Consider the following 18,081-nt stretch of genomic DNA (forward strand, 5'->3'; position numbering starts at 1 on the left):
TTATTTAAAAAAATTAACAAAACACTTGCATTTAAAATAATTTAAAAGTGCTTCATATTGAGTATTTTAGGTATTAAAAATAAAGCTATTTTTTTTAAACTAAATACTATTACCTGTTAATTTTTTGTGCATGCGTATGGCGTAACTATCAGACATTCTTGAAACATAACTGCATATTTGCATTATTCTTTTATACAATGTATCGCTTTCTGTTTGATATTCTTTAGGTAATAAATTCAATACTAATTTGTCGAAATTAGATGAATTACCATTAAATTTATTATTTAGGGCGGTTACAAATACATCTAATAAATCGGCAATAATTCTATATCCAGCTACTTCTTTTTCTAAAACTTCTTTGCTATTGTATATTTTTTCGATGCTAATTTTAATGATGTCGTTAATTTGTGCCTCATACTTACATTTATCTAATAAAGATTTTTCAAAACTGCCATTTAAAATAGATTCTTCATTAACTAAAAATATGTCTACAGCTTCTTCAATTAATGCACTAATTGCAATTGCTCTTATATAAGCAGTTCTATCTGTTGTATGTTGCAAAGCATAATATTTATCTCTATTGATGTTTTTTATCAACTTAGATAAATATTCTAAAGCATAATCTTCATCTATTAGGCCTAAATTAATTCCGTCTTCAAAATCTATTATAGTGTAACAAATATCATCTGCAGCTTCTACAAGATAGGCTAGTGGATGTCTATAAAAAGAAATGGCAGAAGTCGATTTTTGTTTCATACCTAGTTCATTCATTACATCTATAAAAGCTTCTTTCTCGGACTGAAAAAAACCATATTTTTTATCTGCAATATGATTCGTAGGTTTTTTAGGCAAACTTTCTTTAGGATATTTTAAGAACGCACCTAAAGTTGCATAACTTAAACGTAAACCTCCAGAAATTCCTTCTCTGCTTTCGGTTAAGATTTTAAATCCGTTGGCATTACCTTCAAAATCGATTAAATCTTGATACTCTTTTGACGTTAAGTGTTCTTTGTAGTTTAAACCTTTACCTGTTGCAAAATACTCGCCAATGGCTTTTTCTCCAGAATGCCCAAAAGGAGGATTGCCAATATCGTGCATAACTGCAGCGGCTGCTACAATTGCTCCAAAATCGTTAAACGTATATCCCAAACCAACTAAGTTAGGATGTCTTTCTAACAAGACTTTGCCAACTCTTCTACCTAAGGTTCTACCCACTACAGAAACCTCTAAACTGTGCGTTAATCGAGTATGTACGAAGTCGGTTTCTGATAGCGGAATTACTTGAGTTTTGTCTTGTAAACTTCTAAAAGCAGACGAAAATATAATTCTATCAAAATCTACATCAAAACCCAAACGAGTTTCATCTTGAGCTATTCTTGGTCTTTTTTCGGTATCGCCAAAGCGTTTTAAAGAAAGTAGTTTTTCCCAGTCCATTTTATTTATTTTTCGTTTTCTAAGATGACATCTTTTTCTGAATATAATAATTCTGCTACCTGAATTAACCTCTTAATTAAATCATTAACATTAACATTATCATTTACTAAAGATGATGCCATATCTGTAGTAATCAATTCTTTTCTTATTAATTTATCTAATGATTTATTATCAGAGTGAATTGCATTTTTAGCCTCCTTTTTTAAATTCATCAGTTGATTAAAATACACTTCCTTTTCTTCGTTTTTTCTAAATTTATAAATCACTCTTAAGACTTTAACTACCTTTTTCCTAAACTTGTCGTACTCTTTTTTAACATAGGCATTATCAGAATCTAAAAATCTAGTAACATTCTTCTCTAATTCTCTTGAATCTCTAATAATTTCGACCATTCTTCTATTTGCCAATTTTATTTCTGCTAATCTCTTATTTTGTTGCTTAGTAAGCTTTAAATCTTGCTGACCCTTGGCTGTGTAATGTATTATTTGGCCGTAGATATTTTTTACTTTTGTGTAATACATATCTTCAACATCGGTTAGAATAATTTCATCAGATTTATTAATTATATCTTTTATTTTTTCATCAGATTTAATATCATTTCTGTGAATACTTAAGGCGTGTGATACTATTTTAAAAATTACTTTTTTATATAAGTATTTAGATTCGTTTAAAACAGCTGATATTAAAGTACCCGGAAATTCTAATATCGCCGTATTTAAAAACTTTGGTTCATCAATAGCTTTATCTTTATAATCTATAAATAGTTTTAGCAAGAATTTTTCTAATCTTTTAATAAACGGAATCATTAACAGAACTCCAAGTACATTAAAAATAGTATGAAATATGGCTAGTTTTAGTGTATAATCTTTGCTACCTATATTTAAAAATTCTGATAAAGAATTAACAAAATTTGCCAAAGGAAATATAAGTGCTAACGAAATTAATCCTGTAGAAACATTAAAAATTAAATGTGCAACTGCCAACCTTTTACCCGCTGTATTAGAACTTAAAGAACTCAAAACTGCTGTAATGGTTGTACCAACATTTGCACCAATAGCTAATGCAAGTGCATTTTGGTATTCTATTTGGCCGGCTGCTAAAGCTGTTAAAATTAACGCTAACGTTGCACTACTTGATTGTAATATTGTTGTTATAACAATACCTAAACCAGCATAGATGATTGCTCCTAAATACCCAGAAACTGCAAATTGAGTTAAATCTATATAGTCTTTAAAATAGTCAAAGCCTTCTTTCATGTAATGAATACCAAGAAAGAAAAAACCTAAACCTGCTAAAACATTTCCAACTCCTTTTAAAGTAGCATTCTTTTTAAATGAAAAAATAAGTCCGAAAATTAACATGGGCATTGCTAATGCTGATATTTTAATTTTTAAACCAAAACCAGCAACCAACCAAGCTGTAGCAGTTGTACCAATATTAGCCCCAAAAATTAATCCTAAACCTCCAGAAAGAGTTATTAAACCAGCACTTATAAATGAAATTGTAATAACAGAAACTAATGAACTCGATTGAATTAGTGCAGTTACCAAAGCACCTGCTGTTATCCCTTTATAAAGTTTGTCAGTTGCTTTCTTTAAAATGTTTTGTAGTGGTCCTTTTGTAAACACTTTAAACCCTTCTTCTAACATAATCATGCCAAATAACAAAATGGCAACACCCGTAGCAATTGTTTTAAAATTAGGGTTAAAATAGAGCACTACCGCCAACAATGCTAAAAAAGTAGAAAACAGAATTTTTTTTATCATATACAATTCAACTGTAAAAGCGTGCATTATTTTTGCGAATAGTAAACATACATCTAATAATTGAAAAACCAAAAAAGAGAAGCCTTTCGACTTCTCTTTTTATATTACTTTTTAAAATTTTCTATCCTTCACAAGAAGCACATTCTTTCTTTTGTTTGAATTTCTGTGCTGCATTCATACTGTGTTGGTAATACATCGATTTTACACCTAATTGCCACGCATTAACATATACTTTGTTTACGTCTTTAATTGGCATGTCTGGATGTACCATAATGTTAATCGATTGTCCTTGATCGATATGGTTTTGACGATTTGCAGCTTGATATACAATTACATTTTGATCAATTTCTGAATAGGTTTTAAACACATCTTTTTCGTGCTCTGACAAGAAATCTAGATGTTGTACAGAACCATCATTATCACGAATGCTTCTCCAAACATCTGGTGTACTTCTTCCTTTTTCTTCTAAAACAGCTTCTAAAATTGGGTTTTTAATCGTTGTTTTAATTTTTGCAATGTCTTTTACATATACATTTGACCAAATTGGCTCAATTCCTTGAGATACTTGTCCTAAAATAAATGCTGAAGATGTTGTAGGTGCAATTGCATTTAAGGTTGTATTACGTCTTCCGTAACCTTTTAAGATTGCTGGCTCTCCATATTCTTTAGCCATTTCTTCTGATGCTTTGTAAGATTTTTCTTTAATCAACTTAAAAATTTCGCTGTTTAAAGAATACGCTTCTGCGCTATCAAAAGGTAACATTTTAGATTGCAATAAAGAGTGCCATCCTAAAGCTCCTAAACCTAAAGCTCTATTAGATTTTGCAAAGTTGTACGCTTTTTCCATAAAACGGAACGTAAACTGATCGTCTCTATTTTCTGAATCTTTATATACTTCTAATTTAGTAATAAATTCTTCCATTACTGCATCTAAGAAATAGGTTAATGTTTCTACAGCATCTGTATCTTTCCACTTGTCATAGTGTAATAGATTAATGGATGATAAGCAGCAAACAAACGACCATTCGTCATTAGAAGGCAACATAATTTCTGTACACAAGTTACTTGCGTAAATCTCTAAGTTTTTGTCTTTATAAACATCAACTGTACCATTATTAGCGTTGTCTCTAAATAAGATGTATGGATATCCTATTTCTCCTCTACATTGTAAAACTTTAGCCCAAATACTTCTTTTTTCAACATCTCCATCAATCATCTCTTGCATCCATTGGTTACCTACAGTAACTCCATGCGTTAGTTCTTGAATTGGGTTTCCTTCTGTTCCAATTTCTAAAAACTCTTTAATATCTGGATGATCTATTGGTAAATATGGAGAAAAACGACCTCTTCTTACAGAACCTTGACTAACTACATCAACCATTTTTTCGAATAATTGCATGATGTGTACAGAACCAGAAGATGAACCATTATTTTTAACCTCTGCTCCTCTAGGTCTTAATTTTCCGAAATAACCAGAAGTACCACCACCTAACTTAGACATCATACCCACTTCTGATTGTGAGAATAAAATATCTCCCATATCATCGGCAACGTGAGACCCAAAACAACTAATTGGCAAACCTCTTCTTTTTCCAAAATTAGACCAAACTGGAGAAGCTAAAGAGTAAAACCCTTCTGCCATATATTTTTCAAACTTATCAGCAAAACCTGGCTTTTTTAAAATCTTTTCTGCATTTTCTGCAATGGCTCTTATTCTTCCTTCTGGTGTAACTCCTTCTGTTAAATAACCTGATTCTAAAAATTTACGACTATTTTCTGTTAACCATTTAATTTCTGGTGTATTCATTTTATCAAGAATCTCTTTTCTAGAAGAGTTTCTTGCTTCAATTAATTTTTCGTGGTCTGTTGTAGATGCTGACTGTGCTGTTTGTTTTGTTTGGTTCATAGTTTAAAATAAATCGTCGCTAGTTATACTTTTTGTTCTTTTACTGTAGTTAATAGATCTTTTTACAAAGAAATCTCCGTGTTTGGTTCCTATAATTTCATCATCAAACCATTCTGTTTGAGAAAGTAAATCTTCATCAATATCGAATACTTGAGGTACATCTATACTTTCTAAAGATTTGTTAAATCTGTTTTTAATAAATTCATTGATAACTTTCTTAGGTAAAAAGTCTAATTCTCCTTTTTCAAAAATCCAATCTACAATTTTACTTTCTGCATAAAATGCTTCTCTACACATTTCTTGCACCATTAAAGAATGTTCTTCATTAAACCATTCAGGGTTTTCACTTTTAATAATTTTAATAATGTCAATTCCAAAATCTCCGTGAATTTGTTCTTCTTTAGAGGTTGCTTCTACAACATTAGAAATCCCTTTTAAAGCATTTTTAAACTTATTAAATGCCATAATTATTAAGAACTGAGAGAATAAAGAAACGTGTTCAATAAATAGTGAAAACAATAAAATAGACTCCGAATATTCTTTATCATCTTCGCTATTTGCACTCTTTAAAGCAGTTTCTAAATAGTTTACACGACGCATCATTACAGGATTCTTTTTTAACGATTCGAACTCGTTATTTAAACCCAAAATTTCTAATAGATGAGAATATGCATCATGGTGTCGTACCTCACTTTCTGCAAAAGTAGCTCCAACAGAACCAATTTCTGGCTTTGGCATTCTTTTATAAATGTCTCCCCAAAAAGACTTTACAGCTACTTCTATTTGAGAAATGGCCAACATTGTATTTTTTATAGAACTTCTTTCTACTTCAGAAAGATGTGTTTTAAAGTCTTGTATATCGCTTGTAAAATTAAATTCTGTGTGTATCCAATAAGAGTGTCTTATCGCATCTACATACTCGTATAGATTAGGGTATTCGTATGGCTTAAGGTTTAATCTTTTTTCAAAAATATTTTTCTGCCTACTCCTTGCTTGTTCATCTCTATATAATATGTATGCTTTGGCTACATCTCTAAAAGGACTATCCATTAACTTTATTTCAACCAAATCTTGAACCTGTTCTACAGTTGGTGTATAATGTGGCTCATTTAACTTTCTTTCTAAAAGAGCTCCGTTTACAATGTTAGAGATAGCAATAGCATCGCTTCTTGTTCCGTTATTTACATTATCCATAGCTTTTTCTATGGCTCTTGTAATTTTATCCAACTCAAAAGGAGTTGTTTGATAGTCTCTTTTAATGATATGTGTAATTTCCACGAGATACGAATATTAAGTTAGTGTTAATTTTAGCCGGATATTGACCCTTACAAAGATTGTTATTTTTGTTCCAAAATGAAAGTCATACTTATTCACAAAACCCTTGAAGTTTTTAACAAAATTGTGATTTTAGTAATTTTACTATTCAAAAATTAGATTTTTAACAAATTGTATATCAATAATTTACAAATACAAAATCGCTGAAACCTTTATTTTTATTGACATTCTTAAAATATCTTTTTTAAAAAATTTTAAACTATAGTTTTAAACTAGTAAGAATACATTTTTTAATAGTTTTTAAAAAAATGATTTGTCAAAACTGTTAAAAAAAGAAGTTTTGTAAAAACAATCATATATAATATTACCTTTGCATTATTATTAACATTTATTATTTATACAGTGAAAAACGGAACAGTAAAATTCTTTAATGAATCAAAAGGATTTGGATTTATTATTGAAGATGGTTCAAAAACAGAGCACTTTGTGCACGTTTCAGGATTAGTAGACGAAATTAGAGAAGGTGATGCAGTAGAATTTGATCTTAAAGAAGGTAGAAAAGGTTTAAACGCAGTAGACGTTAGAGTTATCTAATAATATTATTTAGAATTTTTTTACATAGTAACAAATCGCTTAATTTATTTTAAGCGATTTTTTTTTTGACGTATTTTTGTAAAAACATATTTCGTTCGATGAAAAGTAGATTTCCAAAAATTGTTCAACTAGCTATAATTTCTGTCTATTTAATATTCTTAGCTGGTGCAGTGGTTAGAATGACAGGTTCTGGAATGGGATGTCCGGATTGGCCAAAATGTTTTGGATATTACATTCCGCCAACATCCGAAGAACAAATTACTTGGAAAGCCAATACAGAATTTAAAAAAGGTTTTATCATCATTAAAGATGAAATTTTATTTGTTGCAGAAAAAGACATTAAAACCGCTGCAGAATTTAATACTGAAAATTGGTCTAAATATACTAAACACAACTATAATAAATTTAATAAATACCATACTTGGACAGAATATATTAATAGGTTAGTTTCTGTTTTAGCTGGTTTTGTTTTTCTATTTTTGATTTATAGGGCTTCTAAATTTTGGAAATCTGACAAACGGATTCCATATTTAGCTTTTGGCGCTTTCTTTTTAATGCTTTTTGAAGCTTGGTTAGGCAAAACTGTTGTAGATTCTAACTTAACGCCAACCATAATTACCATTCATATGGTAGTTGGTTTGATTATTATAGCACTTTTATTATGGTTAAAATTTATTGTTTCTGATAGAAAAACATATCAATATCATCCCCTTTTTAATAAACTATTAATTGCTTCTGTAATTTTTTCTTTGATACAAATTGCAATGGGTACACAAGTAAGACAATTTATTGATGAACAAGTAAAACTGCTAGGTTTTGAAAATAAAAATTATAGTTTAATGAATCCTAGTTTTAAATTTTACTTTCATAGATCGTTTACCATTGCTATTGTTTTAGTAAACCTAGGTATGTTTTATTTAAATCAAGCTAAAGGTTTAGGTTATAAGTTAGTAAATTGGATTGTCTTCTTAATTTTTCTAGAAACCATTACAGGAATTTTAATGTATTATGCAGAATTTCCTTTAGGAACACAGGCTATACATTTATTGTCTGGTGCTATTTTATTTGGATTACAATTTTATTTATGGTTGCAAAGTCGAAAGACAGTTAGTAGTTAGTATCGGGTGGTACTCAGTAGGTAGTACTCAGTTGCTGAGAACTGGATACTGCACATAAATCATGGATGTGCGTTTACCCAAACCTCTCCATCAGAAAAATGTTCTTTTTTCCAGATAGGAACAGTTTCTTTTAAAGTATCAATTGCAAATTCACAGGCTTCAAAAGCTGCTTTTCTATGTTTTGCTGATGCAGTAATAATTACTGGAATGTCTCTAATTTGTAACATTCCTTCTGCATGATGAATGGCAATTTTTTTGATATCAAACTTTTCTAAAGCTACATCTGCAATTTTTTGCATTTCTTTAATCGCCATAGGTTTGTAGGTAGAAAAATCGAGCTGAATAACTTCTTTTCCTTGTGTATCATTTCTAACCGTACCGATAAAAGCAGCTATTCCGCCACAAGAATCGTCTTCTACAAAATCATAGCATTCTTGTAAATTCAGTTTTTCAGATTTAATTTTTATTGAAGTTCTTTCCATTCATCAACAAAAATAGTGATTCAAAATGTATCTTTGCAATCTAATTATCAATACTTCATAAAAATGAAAAGTATCTTTAGAATTGTTAGTTTTTTAGAAGGGGTTTCTTACTTATTATTGCTTTTTGTAGCAGTACCTATCAAGTATTTTCAAGGTGAAGAATCTTATGTAAAACTTTTAGGAATGCCACACGGAATCCTTTTTATGCTTTATATAGTTCTTGCAATTGTTATCAAAAAAGAAATGAATTGGGATAATAAAACGTTAGGTATTGTTTTATTAGCTTCTATTTTACCTTTTGGTACTTTTTATATTGATAAAAAATATTTACGATAAATTCTATCCTCCACTAACTGGCGGAATTATAGCTACAGTATCACCCTCTTTTAAAATTAGTGCCTCTGTCGCGTAACTTTCGTTTACCGCAATCGCATACGAATTTATGTTTTCTAAAGTTGGGTATTTTTCTTTTATCAAACTTTTAAAATGTTGTACAGAAGTGTTTTCATCAACTTTAATTTCTAGTTGAGTAGCACCCACTAAATCTGTTGTTATTCCGAAAAAAAGAGTAATTATTTTCATTTAGAACAAAAATAGTCTAAAAACTCAACCTAAATAAAAAACCATCATTTTTTATGCCTGCATAATTAGATTGCACATAATCTATTCTTAAAAAACGCCATTTTCCAAAACCAATATTTCCAAGTCCTACAGAATATTCTGTATACGCATTCTTATCAGCCATAAATAATGTTTTAGTGCCACCAACTAAATGCAAGTTTAATTTATTAATTAATGGAATTTTGCCTAAAACAGCCCCTTTAAAATTATGTTCTATATGCGCTTCTGCATATTTATCATTGGTAAATAATTGATAATAATCTAACAACCCAAAACTATTTAAAGAGTTGTCTGATACGAAAAGCAATTCATTTCCGTTAACTTGCAAGTAATCCATAAAAGCAATATTTTTTTGCTTTAAGAACAAACCTCCTCTTATATTGTATCTAAAATTTCCATAGTTTCCAGCATTTATATTCTGACGTAAATTTGCTGTAAATAAATCTGAATTCAAATCAGAATTTGATGCTCCAAATGTTTTTCTATAATTAACACTTAAAGTAGGGTATTTAGAATTGCCAACATTAAATTTTCTATCTGGATAAGACAAGTATTTTTGATTAAAAACAAATGTTGCACCAACATTTAAAGTTGTTATTTTATGTTCTGCAAACGCAGCGTTTGTATAATCTGCTAAATTTAGTGGGTTGTTAGAGGTATAAGGTGCATTTTTACTTTGTCTTCCAAAAGAATAATTTGTACTATTAAATAACGGTTTTCTATTTGCATACTCTAAAGTTGATGAAAAATAAACACCATTTTTTATTTCTTCTGAATATGCAATTCTAGCAAATGATTTCTCGTAAATTTTCATATAATTTCTTCTTTTTAACAAAGAACGAAGCATATTATCGAATTTAGAAATCGGCTCTCTTCCATTAAATTGAGCAGTTGTAATTCCACCAGAAATAGACATTCTTGGGCGCGAGATATTATTCCATTTTTTACTAAAGTAAAATGTTGGTCTTACTTGTTCATCAGAAAAACCATAGTTTGCCTTTACGCCTGCTCTCCACCATTTTCCTTTTTCATTTTGTCTTTTAAAATAACTTAAACCTAAGGATGCATTAAACCCTTGAATTGTATTAAAACTAAGTTCATCTATTAAACCATTAAAAGATAAAGACCATTTTTCGAAAGAATTTCTGTATGTATAACCTGTTATTGGAGACAATACATTAAACTTATTTTGTTTTTTATTTACAGAATCTAAATATTTTTTAGACTTTCTAACAACTTTAATACTATCTTTTATTTTGTAATCTTTAACCTCTTCTTTTGTTAACGGAACTGGTCTTAGTTTATTCCAATACACAGTATCTTTTTGGGTTGCCTCATTCTCGAAGGTTAAAACCTCGTTTGTGAAAGTATTTTCTTTATAATTTGGTGTAAAATTGTATTTGGAATAAGCTGATGAAAATCGTCCATCAAACTTAAACCCGAATACATTTACTTTAAAATCTATACTTTGACTGATTAAAACCCAAGCATCGTTTTGTTCTGAATAATTATAATCTTGTTTTAAATGTAAAACATCTACAACAGGAATATTTACTTGCGCTCCAGTAACAGAAACATCTGCCCCATACAAAGCCCAATCATCTTCTACTATATATATAGCACCATTAAAAACACGGTCATTTTTTCGTTTTGGAATCAAATTTATTTTGTTGATGAGTTTTCCGTTCTTATCATAAAAAGTTCCTACTAATTTAAATTTGTAATAACTAAATGCATTGTTGGAAATTGGCGAGACTAGATCATTACCAAACTCTACACTATTTTGATAAAAATTAATATTAGCATCTTCTGCTCTATTAAAACTAATGCCATTATCTCTACCACTAACTTTAGAAGCGATAATTTTTTCTTTGAATTTTTTTGGTTTCTTTTGGTACTTTATTTCAGAAACTGTTTCTGATAAATAGATAATTCCACTTCTGGTAGAATCTAAACCACCACCAAAATCGCCCATATTTCTTCCTAAAAATTTCTCCGGTGCATCTTTAATTTTATACAATCCTCTTGAGTAAAATTTTGCAGTATATTTTGCAAACTTATCTGTGTTTTTGTCTTTATTTGCAATAACATTTCTAATAATTCGATTAGCAGGATTGTCTTTTGTAGAAATAGAAATTTCACTTAAACGAACACTTTCTTCTTCTAATATTATATCTAATCTAAAAGGAAAAGAAGTAATATTTACTACTTTTTTTATAGTCTTGTACCCTAAAATTTGGAAAACAATTATTTGCTTCCCTTTTCTTTTAATGTTTAAAACATAATCTCCATTATCATTAGAAGTCGTTCCTGTAATAGTTTTATCTAAATAAATGCTTACAAAAGATAAAGGTTCTCCTTTTTTGTCTGTAATTTTTCCTTGTATTTGAGAAAATAATGGAATAGAAATTAAAAATAAGAATAGAAAAAAAGGGTATTTCATGATTGGTTTTAGTTGATAGACGCAAACATAGTTTATATGTTACAACCATATCTTTAAATTTTGTTAAACAAGCTATAATAGTTTCTTAATATTGAAGCAATAATAACACCAAAAGTTGTTTGTTTGATTAAACCAAAAAAAAAACAATTAATTATTTGTAGAATCTCTAAATATTAAATCTGTTTCTAAAATTACTTCATTATAACTTATATTTTTTCTTTTCTTTCTGTCTTTTATTTCTTTATATAAAATTTTAAAAGCTTTTTTTCCCATTTGAAAACCAGGCTGATTAACAGTTGTTAAAGAAGGTGATATTACTGAAGCCATAAACCAATTACTAAAACCAATTACATTTATTTGTTCTGGCACTTTTATACCTTTCTTATTAAATTCTGAGATAGCACCAATAGCAACCAAATCTGTATTAATAAAAATACCATCTACATCTTTATGGTCTTTTAAAAGTTGGTTGGCATAAAATTTTCCTTCTTCAAAACTCATATCATTTAATAAATAAACAAGAGAAGCATCATAAGATAAATTATTATCTATTAATGCCTGTTTATAGCCCAAAAAACGATCTATAGAATTTTGTGGCAATAAAGGACCTCTAAAATGAGCAATTCTTTTACAACCAATATTTATTAAATGTTGGGTAGCTTTATAGGCCGCTTTTCTATCATCTATTATAACTTTAGAACATTTTACCGTTTTTGCTATTTTATCAAACATAACGATAGGAGTTTCTTGTTCGATTACTTCTGTTATGTGCTTAAAATCTCCAGTACCGTTTGCTAAAGAAATTAAAATTCCATCTACTCTTTTACTTAGCAATAAATCTATTTGTTTTTTTTCTAATTCATAAGATTCATTTGATTGTAATGTAATTACTAAATATCCTTTTTTTTCTGCTTGAGAAATTATTCCTTTAATTACACTAGAAAAAAAGTGATGTACAATTTCAGGAATTATTAAACCAATAGTTTTAGATTCTTTGGTTCTTAAGTTTACAGCAAAAGAATTCGGTTTATAATTTAACATAGAAGCAGTTTCTCTTACTAACTTTCTTGTTTTTTTACTAACATCTGGATATTCTTTTAGTGCTTTAGAAACAGTAGTTATAGAAATTCCTAACTCTTCCGCAATTTGTTTTAATGTAACCAAAATAAAAAGTATTAAATAGTTCTTAGAGGTATAATATTACCCTCTAAATGTACAAAATTATCTCGGTCGAAAACGTTTTCGGTAAATCGAAAACGTTTTCGATTTATTTATTTAACAAAAATACTTGTTATAAAAATACATTTGTTAATGAAATAATTAACTTTTTATTAAATTCACAATTAAAATGAAAAAATTAATACACTTTAAAAAAGCTTTTTTAATGTTGTTGATACTTACATCTTCAACTTTAATAGCACAATCTACCATTTCTGGAACTGTTACAGACCAAAACGGAGAGTTAATTCCTGGAGTTAATATTATACTTAAAGGGACAACCAAGGGAGCTACTACAGATTTTGATGGAAATTATGAAATTAAAAATGTTGAAAACGGAACCTACACATTAATTGCTTCTTACATTGGTTTTGATAATTTTACAAAAGAAGTTATCATTAACTCTACCAAAGTAACTTTAAATATTGTTATTAAAGAGAATGCACAATCTTTAGATGAAATTATTGTTACGGGTGTTGTAAACCCAAAATCTAAAATAGAATCTAGTGTTTCTATTTCTACAATTGGTATAAAACAAATAGAGCAATCTTCACCCAGAACAACTGGTGAAATCTTTAGAAACATACCTGGTATACGTGCAGAATCTTCTGCTGGAGAAGGTAATTCTAACTTTAATGTTCGTGGTGTACCTGTTTCGTCTGGTGGTTCTAGATATTTACAATTACAAGAAGATGGTTTACCCTTAAATCTATTTGGTGACACTTCGTTTGGTAATTCTGACAACTGGTTAAGAGCAGATGCTAATGTTGCAAGAGTAGAAGCTATTAGAGGTGGATCTGCATCTACACAAACCTCAAATGGTCCTGCAGGAATTATTAACTTAATTAGTAAAACAGGAAGTACAGAAGGTGGTTCTGTAGCTACAACTGTTGGTTTAGACTACAATACAAATAGAGTAGATTTCGAGTATGGAGCGCCTTTAGAAAACGGTTTATCTTTCCATATTGGAGGATTTATGAGAACTGGGGAAGGCCCAAGAACGACGGGTTTTAATGCCAATAAGGGTGGACAAATTAAAGCTAACATTACAAAAAAGTTTAAATCTGGATACATACGTACTTATTTAAAATTTTTAAATGACAGAACTGCAATGTATATGCCAATGCCAATGTTATTAAAAGGTACAGACGCAAATCCTACTTATGCAAACCTACCTGGTTTTGACATAACTACAGATGGATTACAGTCAAAATATTTACAAGAAAGTTCTGGTCCAACAAGTAGTGATAGAAATAGAAGTTCTAGAGATGTTAGAGATGGTAATAACGTTATTTCTAAATCTGTAGGTGTAGAATTTTCTTTTAATCTAGGTGATGGATGGAAAGTTAGAAATAATGGTAGGGTATCTATTAATAACGGTGCTTTTATTGCTCCTTTTTCAGCTGGTTTTGGAGAAACGAATGCTTTTGTAGCAGGTTTACCAATACCTCAACCAGCTACATTAAGTTATGCTGACAATGGAACTGCTTATAATCCTTCAAATGGATTAATTCAAAACATACACGTTTTCGATACTACTATTGATGATTTAAGCAACGTGATGAACGATTTAAAAGTAAGTAAAAAAATTACTGACAATGTAGCTGTAACAGCTGGTTACTTTACCGCTACTCAAAATACAAAAATTTCTTGGCAATGGAATTCTTTCTTACAAGAAGTAAGAGGGGGCGGAGATGCTAGATTGGTAAATGTAGATGGCTTATCAAGAGGTGGTCAGTATGCATACGGAACTCCAGTTTGGGGCAATTGTTGTCAACGTAAATACAATACACAACACACAGTAAACTCTCCTTATGTAGCTGTAGATGCAGATTTAAATGAAAAATTAAATTTTAGTGGAAGTGTTCGTTTCGAAAATGTAAGAGTAGATGGAACAATTGCCTCTGGAAACCAAGTTGGAGAATTTGATGTAAATAGAAACAACATAATAGAACCAATAGAAAAAATGGTTCCTATTGTACAACCAAATCAAAATCAAATTGTTTCAGACGAATATAGTTTTACTTCTTACTCTGCGGGTTTAAATTATAAAATGAATGATGATGCAGCTGTTTTTGGTAGATATAGTTTAGGTGCTTCTGGTAGAGCTTCAGATAGAAATTCTTATAAAGCAGATGGTACTGCTGATGTGCAATACGATCAAGTATCTCAATTTGAAATTGGATATAAAAGACGTTTTGATAACGGAACATTAAATGTAACTGGTTTCTCTTCAATAACAGATGAAGCAGCAGGTTTTGAACTACAAAACACAGTTGGTAGTAAATATTCTGCTACTGGTTTAGAAGTAGAAAGTGCTTTTAATTTTGGAGATTTTTCTATTAATGGCTCTGCAACTTATACTAATGCTAAAATCAAAGAAGATAGAGGAGGTAACGGCGCTAACGACGGTAACAAACCAAGAAGACAAGCAGATTTTCTTTACAGTATAGCACCAACTTATACTTTTGGTACAGAAAAACAAAATATACTTGGAATTACTGTATTAGGGACTTCAAAATCTTTTGCAACTGATGCGAATGATTTAATACAACCTGGTTATGCTTATATTAACTTTTTAGGAAAAGTAGGTTTAACAAAAGGATTATCCCTAGCATTAAACGTAAATAACCTTTTCGATACAGTAGGTATTACTGAAGTTGAAGGGCAAGATGGTGTTGCTATAAATGGTACTGATCGTTATGTAAGAGCAAGATCTATTACTGGTCGTTCTACATCTTTATCATTAAAATACAGTTTTTAAATTTGAGTGATTATTATTGAATGTAAGTTTGAATTATGAAAAAAGAGTCAATAATATTTTCTATTGACTCTTTCTTCTACCAATTTGGTTTCATCATTAAAAAACGATTATGTTAAAAAAGCCCAATTTAAGTTTCTGGCAAATCTTTAATATGAATGTAGGATTCTTAGGAATTCAATTCAGTTTTGGTTTGCAACAAACAGCTGTTAATCCAATATTTTCTTTTTTGGGTGCAAGTCATGAAGATTTACCTTTGTTAAATTTGGCTGGTCCAGTTACTGGGTTAATTATTCAACCTATAATTGGAGCAATTTCAGACAAAACATGGTCTCCGCGTTGGGGAAGAAGAAAACCTTTTTTTTTAATTGGCGCTTTAATTGGTAGTTTGTGTTTATTTGCTTTTCCTTATAGTCCATCATTATGGTTTGCAGTTGGTTTGCTTTGGATTCTTGATGTTGGTAACAACATGGCAATGGAACCATATAGAGCATTTGTTGGAGATAAGTTACCAAACAAACAACTAAGTTTTGGCTATCAAATGCAAAGTCTATTTGTTGGTGCAGGTATTGTGTTAGCAAACGCCTCTATATTTCTTTTTCAAGATTGGTTTGGTGGTGCAGAAACAATAACGGAAAATGCTACTGTTATTCCTAAATGGTTATATTATTCTTTTTTCATAGGCGCAATCCTATCTGTTTCAACCATACTTTGGTCTGTTATAAAAACACCAGAAATACCTCCTTCTGATAAAGAATTAGAAGAAATTAAAAAACATAATGCATTACCTTTTATACAGAGAATAAAAAATCCTTTTTCAGAAATTGTTCAGGCAATAAAAGACATGCCTAAATTTATGTGGAAATTATCAGCTGTTTACTTATTTCAGTGGTATGCTTTATTTATTTATTGGCAATTTATTTCTCCAATGTTTGAAGAAAGTATGGGTTTTGATAAATCTCAGGCTTTAAGTCAGGCTGCAAAAATGAACACAACATATAATATTTCTACAATAGTTTTTGCTTTAGCATTAGTTCCATTAGCGTTAAAGTGGGGAGGAAAAAAAGTATATGTATTAAGTTTATTTTTAACCGGAATTGCAATGCTAAGTATTCCTCATATCCAAGATCCTATGTATGTTATTTTACCAATGATTTTATTTGGAATTGGTTGGGCTGCAATGATGGGAATACCATATTCTATGGTTTCTAAAATTGTGCCTCAAGAAAGAAGAGGTGTTTATATGGGAATTTTAAATATGATGATTGTAATTCCAATGGGAATTCAAACCGTAACATTTGGTCCTATTGTTAAAAACCTATTAAACAATAGTGCTATTAATGCCATTTTATTAGGAGGTGCATTATTTGTTATCGCTGGTTTTTTAGCATTTAGATTAAAAGAACCAAAAGAGGTTAATAAAAATGAAGTTTTAAGTAGCAAAATATAGTATTGAATACTAGTTAATATTACTTTCTAAACTTAATTAAATAGATAATTTTAGAAAAATTGACATTGAATAAAAAAAATAAAAAAATTGACATCCTTTGTGTTGGTGAAATTCTAATCGATTTCATTGGACATCAATCTGATGTACTTATAAATAATACAAGAGATTATCACAGATATTTAGGGGGGTCGCCTACTAACGTTGCAATGAACTCTGCAAGATTAGGCTTAAAACCAGTAATGATTTCCGCTGTTGGTAACGATGGATTTGGCGAATACATTTTTAAAAGGTTAGCAGAAGTAGACGTAGATGCAAATAGTATAAAAAAAATAGAAAACAAACCTACAAGTGTAATCTTTGTTTCAAAATCAGACGGAACGCCAGATTTTATTCCTTTTCGTGCAGCTGATTATTACATTACAGAAGATCAAATAACTACAGAAACACTTAAGCAAACTAATATATTTCATACAACTTGTTTTGCTTTAAGCAAAGATCCTGCGCAAACTACAATTTTAAAAAAGGCAGAAGAAGCTTACAATTTAGGCTGCAAATTAAGTATAGATTTAAACTATTCTAAAAAATTATGGAATTCTAAAGAAGAAGCTATAAATGTTATTAAAACCTTTTGCAAATTTAATCCATTAATAAAAATTAGTGAAGATGATATGTTACGTCTTTTTGAAACAACATTACCACATCAAGAAATTTTCGACTTTTTTCACAATTTGGGCGTAGAAACTATCTGTTTAACTTTAGGAAGTAAAGGTGTTAAATTGTCTCAAAAAGGGCAAAACACTATAGAATTACCTGCAATAAAAGTAGAAAAAGTATTAGACACTACTGGTGCTGGAGACGCATTTTGGTCAGGGTTTTTATTTGCTTATATAAAAGAAAAACCAATAGAAGATTGCCTACTAGTAGCATTACAATTAGCGGCTTTAAAACTTCAAAATGTAGGTAGATTACCTAATAATATAAATATTTTATCTAAACTTTTATAGTATTAAAAT

14 protein-coding genes are annotated in these 18,081 nt (G+C 29.7%); 6 read left to right on the top strand and 8 right to left on the bottom strand.

What is annotated here, in order from left to right:
* Window positions 1-99: 99 nt before the first annotated feature.
* The 4 genes from DIS07_RS04675 to DIS07_RS04690 all read right to left on the bottom strand — a co-directional run bounded on the left by DIS07_RS04675 (window position 100) and on the right by DIS07_RS04690 (window position 6,384).
* On the bottom strand, window positions 100-1,434 hold the full coding sequence (locus DIS07_RS04675) for a deoxyguanosinetriphosphate triphosphohydrolase (RefSeq protein WP_109404078.1): 1,335 nt from the start codon (window positions 1,432-1,434) through the stop codon (window positions 100-102).
* A 5-nt stretch (window positions 1,435-1,439) separates the two neighbouring features.
* Entirely contained in the window at window positions 1,440-3,227 is a 1,788-nt protein-coding gene (locus tag DIS07_RS04680; RefSeq protein ID WP_235869093.1) for a Na/Pi cotransporter family protein, read from the bottom strand.
* Between the two features lie 94 nt (window positions 3,228-3,321).
* Window positions 3,322-5,106 carry a ribonucleoside-diphosphate reductase subunit alpha gene (locus DIS07_RS04685; RefSeq protein WP_109404079.1) on the bottom strand — a complete coding sequence of 595 codons (1,785 nt, stop codon included), beginning with the start codon at window positions 5,104-5,106 and terminating at the stop codon, window positions 3,322-3,324.
* Between the two features lie 3 nt (window positions 5,107-5,109).
* The gene (locus tag DIS07_RS04690; RefSeq protein ID WP_109404080.1) at window positions 5,110-6,384 is read right to left on the bottom strand and encodes a ribonucleotide-diphosphate reductase subunit beta; all 1,275 of its coding nucleotides are present in this window, start codon (window positions 6,382-6,384) and stop codon (window positions 5,110-5,112) included.
* A 399-nt stretch (window positions 6,385-6,783) separates the two neighbouring features.
* On the opposite strand from DIS07_RS04690, the gene DIS07_RS04695 reads away from it, so the two are divergent.
* Together DIS07_RS04695 and DIS07_RS04700 are read left to right on the top strand one after the other, a co-directional pair.
* Window positions 6,784-6,975 carry a cold-shock protein gene (locus DIS07_RS04695; RefSeq protein ID WP_109404081.1) on the top strand — a complete coding sequence of 64 codons (192 nt, stop codon included), beginning with the start codon at window positions 6,784-6,786 and terminating at the stop codon, window positions 6,973-6,975.
* A gap of 98 nt (window positions 6,976-7,073) precedes the next feature.
* The gene (locus DIS07_RS04700; RefSeq protein WP_109404082.1) at window positions 7,074-8,093 is read left to right on the top strand and encodes a COX15/CtaA family protein; all 1,020 of its coding nucleotides are present in this window, start codon (window positions 7,074-7,076) and stop codon (window positions 8,091-8,093) included.
* Window positions 8,094-8,152: 59 nt separating this feature from the next.
* On the opposite strand, the gene DIS07_RS04705 is transcribed toward DIS07_RS04700, so the two are convergent.
* Complete coding sequence (locus tag DIS07_RS04705) at window positions 8,153-8,575, bottom strand: molybdenum cofactor biosynthesis protein MoaE (RefSeq protein WP_109404083.1); 423 nt, start codon at window positions 8,573-8,575, stop codon at window positions 8,153-8,155.
* Between the two features lie 63 nt (window positions 8,576-8,638).
* On the opposite strand from DIS07_RS04705, the gene DIS07_RS04710 reads away from it, so the two are divergent.
* The gene (locus DIS07_RS04710; RefSeq protein ID WP_109404084.1) at window positions 8,639-8,911 is read left to right on the top strand and encodes a DUF3817 domain-containing protein; all 273 of its coding nucleotides are present in this window, start codon (window positions 8,639-8,641) and stop codon (window positions 8,909-8,911) included.
* Window positions 8,912-8,914: 3 nt separating this feature from the next.
* Here DIS07_RS04710 and moaD read toward each other — a convergent pair whose 3' ends face one another.
* The 3 genes from moaD to DIS07_RS04725 form a co-directional block, all read right to left on the bottom strand.
* Window positions 8,915-9,157 carry a molybdopterin converting factor subunit 1 gene (gene moaD / locus DIS07_RS04715; protein ID WP_109404085.1) on the bottom strand — a complete coding sequence of 81 codons (243 nt, stop codon included), beginning with the start codon at window positions 9,155-9,157 and terminating at the stop codon, window positions 8,915-8,917.
* Window positions 9,158-9,173: 16 nt separating this feature from the next.
* The gene (locus tag DIS07_RS04720) at window positions 9,174-11,639 is read right to left on the bottom strand and encodes a DUF5686 and carboxypeptidase regulatory-like domain-containing protein (protein ID WP_109404086.1); all 2,466 of its coding nucleotides are present in this window, start codon (window positions 11,637-11,639) and stop codon (window positions 9,174-9,176) included.
* A 147-nt stretch (window positions 11,640-11,786) separates the two neighbouring features.
* Window positions 11,787-12,806 (bottom strand): LacI family DNA-binding transcriptional regulator, encoded by a 1,020-nt coding sequence (locus DIS07_RS04725; protein ID WP_109404087.1) that lies wholly within the window; start codon window positions 12,804-12,806, stop codon window positions 11,787-11,789.
* Window positions 12,807-12,987: 181 nt separating this feature from the next.
* Between DIS07_RS04725 and DIS07_RS04730 the strand changes: the two genes are divergently transcribed.
* The 3 genes from DIS07_RS04730 (at window position 12,988) to DIS07_RS04740 (ending at window position 18,072) form a co-directional block, all read left to right on the top strand.
* Window positions 12,988-15,621, top strand: a complete 2,634-nt coding sequence (locus DIS07_RS04730) for a TonB-dependent receptor (protein WP_109404088.1) — start codon at window positions 12,988-12,990, stop codon at window positions 15,619-15,621.
* 151 nt (window positions 15,622-15,772) lie between these two features.
* A complete protein-coding gene (locus tag DIS07_RS04735; RefSeq protein WP_394340963.1) occupies window positions 15,773-17,068 on the top strand; it encodes an MFS transporter in 1,296 nt (431 codons plus the stop codon).
* Window positions 17,069-17,133: 65 nt separating this feature from the next.
* Window positions 17,134-18,072 (top strand): carbohydrate kinase family protein, encoded by a 939-nt coding sequence (locus DIS07_RS04740; protein WP_109404090.1) that lies wholly within the window; start codon window positions 17,134-17,136, stop codon window positions 18,070-18,072.
* Window positions 18,073-18,081 lie beyond the last annotated feature (9 nt).

Source organism: Polaribacter aquimarinus, from assembly GCF_003129485.1.
Classification (GTDB): Bacteria; Bacteroidota; Bacteroidia; order Flavobacteriales; family Flavobacteriaceae; genus Polaribacter; species Polaribacter aquimarinus.

Coding starts and splice junctions, on each gene's coding strand:
- DIS07_RS04730 (WP_109404088.1), top strand. CDS start 12,988: ATGAAAAAATTAATACACTTTAAAAAAGCTTTTTTAATGTTGTTGATA.
- DIS07_RS04685 (WP_109404079.1), bottom strand. CDS start 5,106: ATGAACCAAACAAAACAAACAGCACAGTCAGCATCTACAACAGACCAC.
- moaD (WP_109404085.1), bottom strand. CDS start 9,157: ATGAAAATAATTACTCTTTTTTTCGGAATAACAACAGATTTAGTGGGT.
- DIS07_RS04710 (WP_109404084.1), top strand. CDS start 8,639: ATGAAAAGTATCTTTAGAATTGTTAGTTTTTTAGAAGGGGTTTCTTAC.
- DIS07_RS04680 (WP_235869093.1), bottom strand. CDS start 3,227: ATGCACGCTTTTACAGTTGAATTGTATATGATAAAAAAAATTCTGTTT.
- DIS07_RS04720 (WP_109404086.1), bottom strand. CDS start 11,639: ATGAAATACCCTTTTTTTCTATTCTTATTTTTAATTTCTATTCCATTA.
- DIS07_RS04675 (WP_109404078.1), bottom strand. CDS start 1,434: ATGGACTGGGAAAAACTACTTTCTTTAAAACGCTTTGGCGATACCGAA.
- DIS07_RS04700 (WP_109404082.1), top strand. CDS start 7,074: ATGAAAAGTAGATTTCCAAAAATTGTTCAACTAGCTATAATTTCTGTC.
- DIS07_RS04705 (WP_109404083.1), bottom strand. CDS start 8,575: ATGGAAAGAACTTCAATAAAAATTAAATCTGAAAAACTGAATTTACAA.
- DIS07_RS04735 (WP_394340963.1), top strand. CDS start 15,773: ATGAATGTAGGATTCTTAGGAATTCAATTCAGTTTTGGTTTGCAACAA.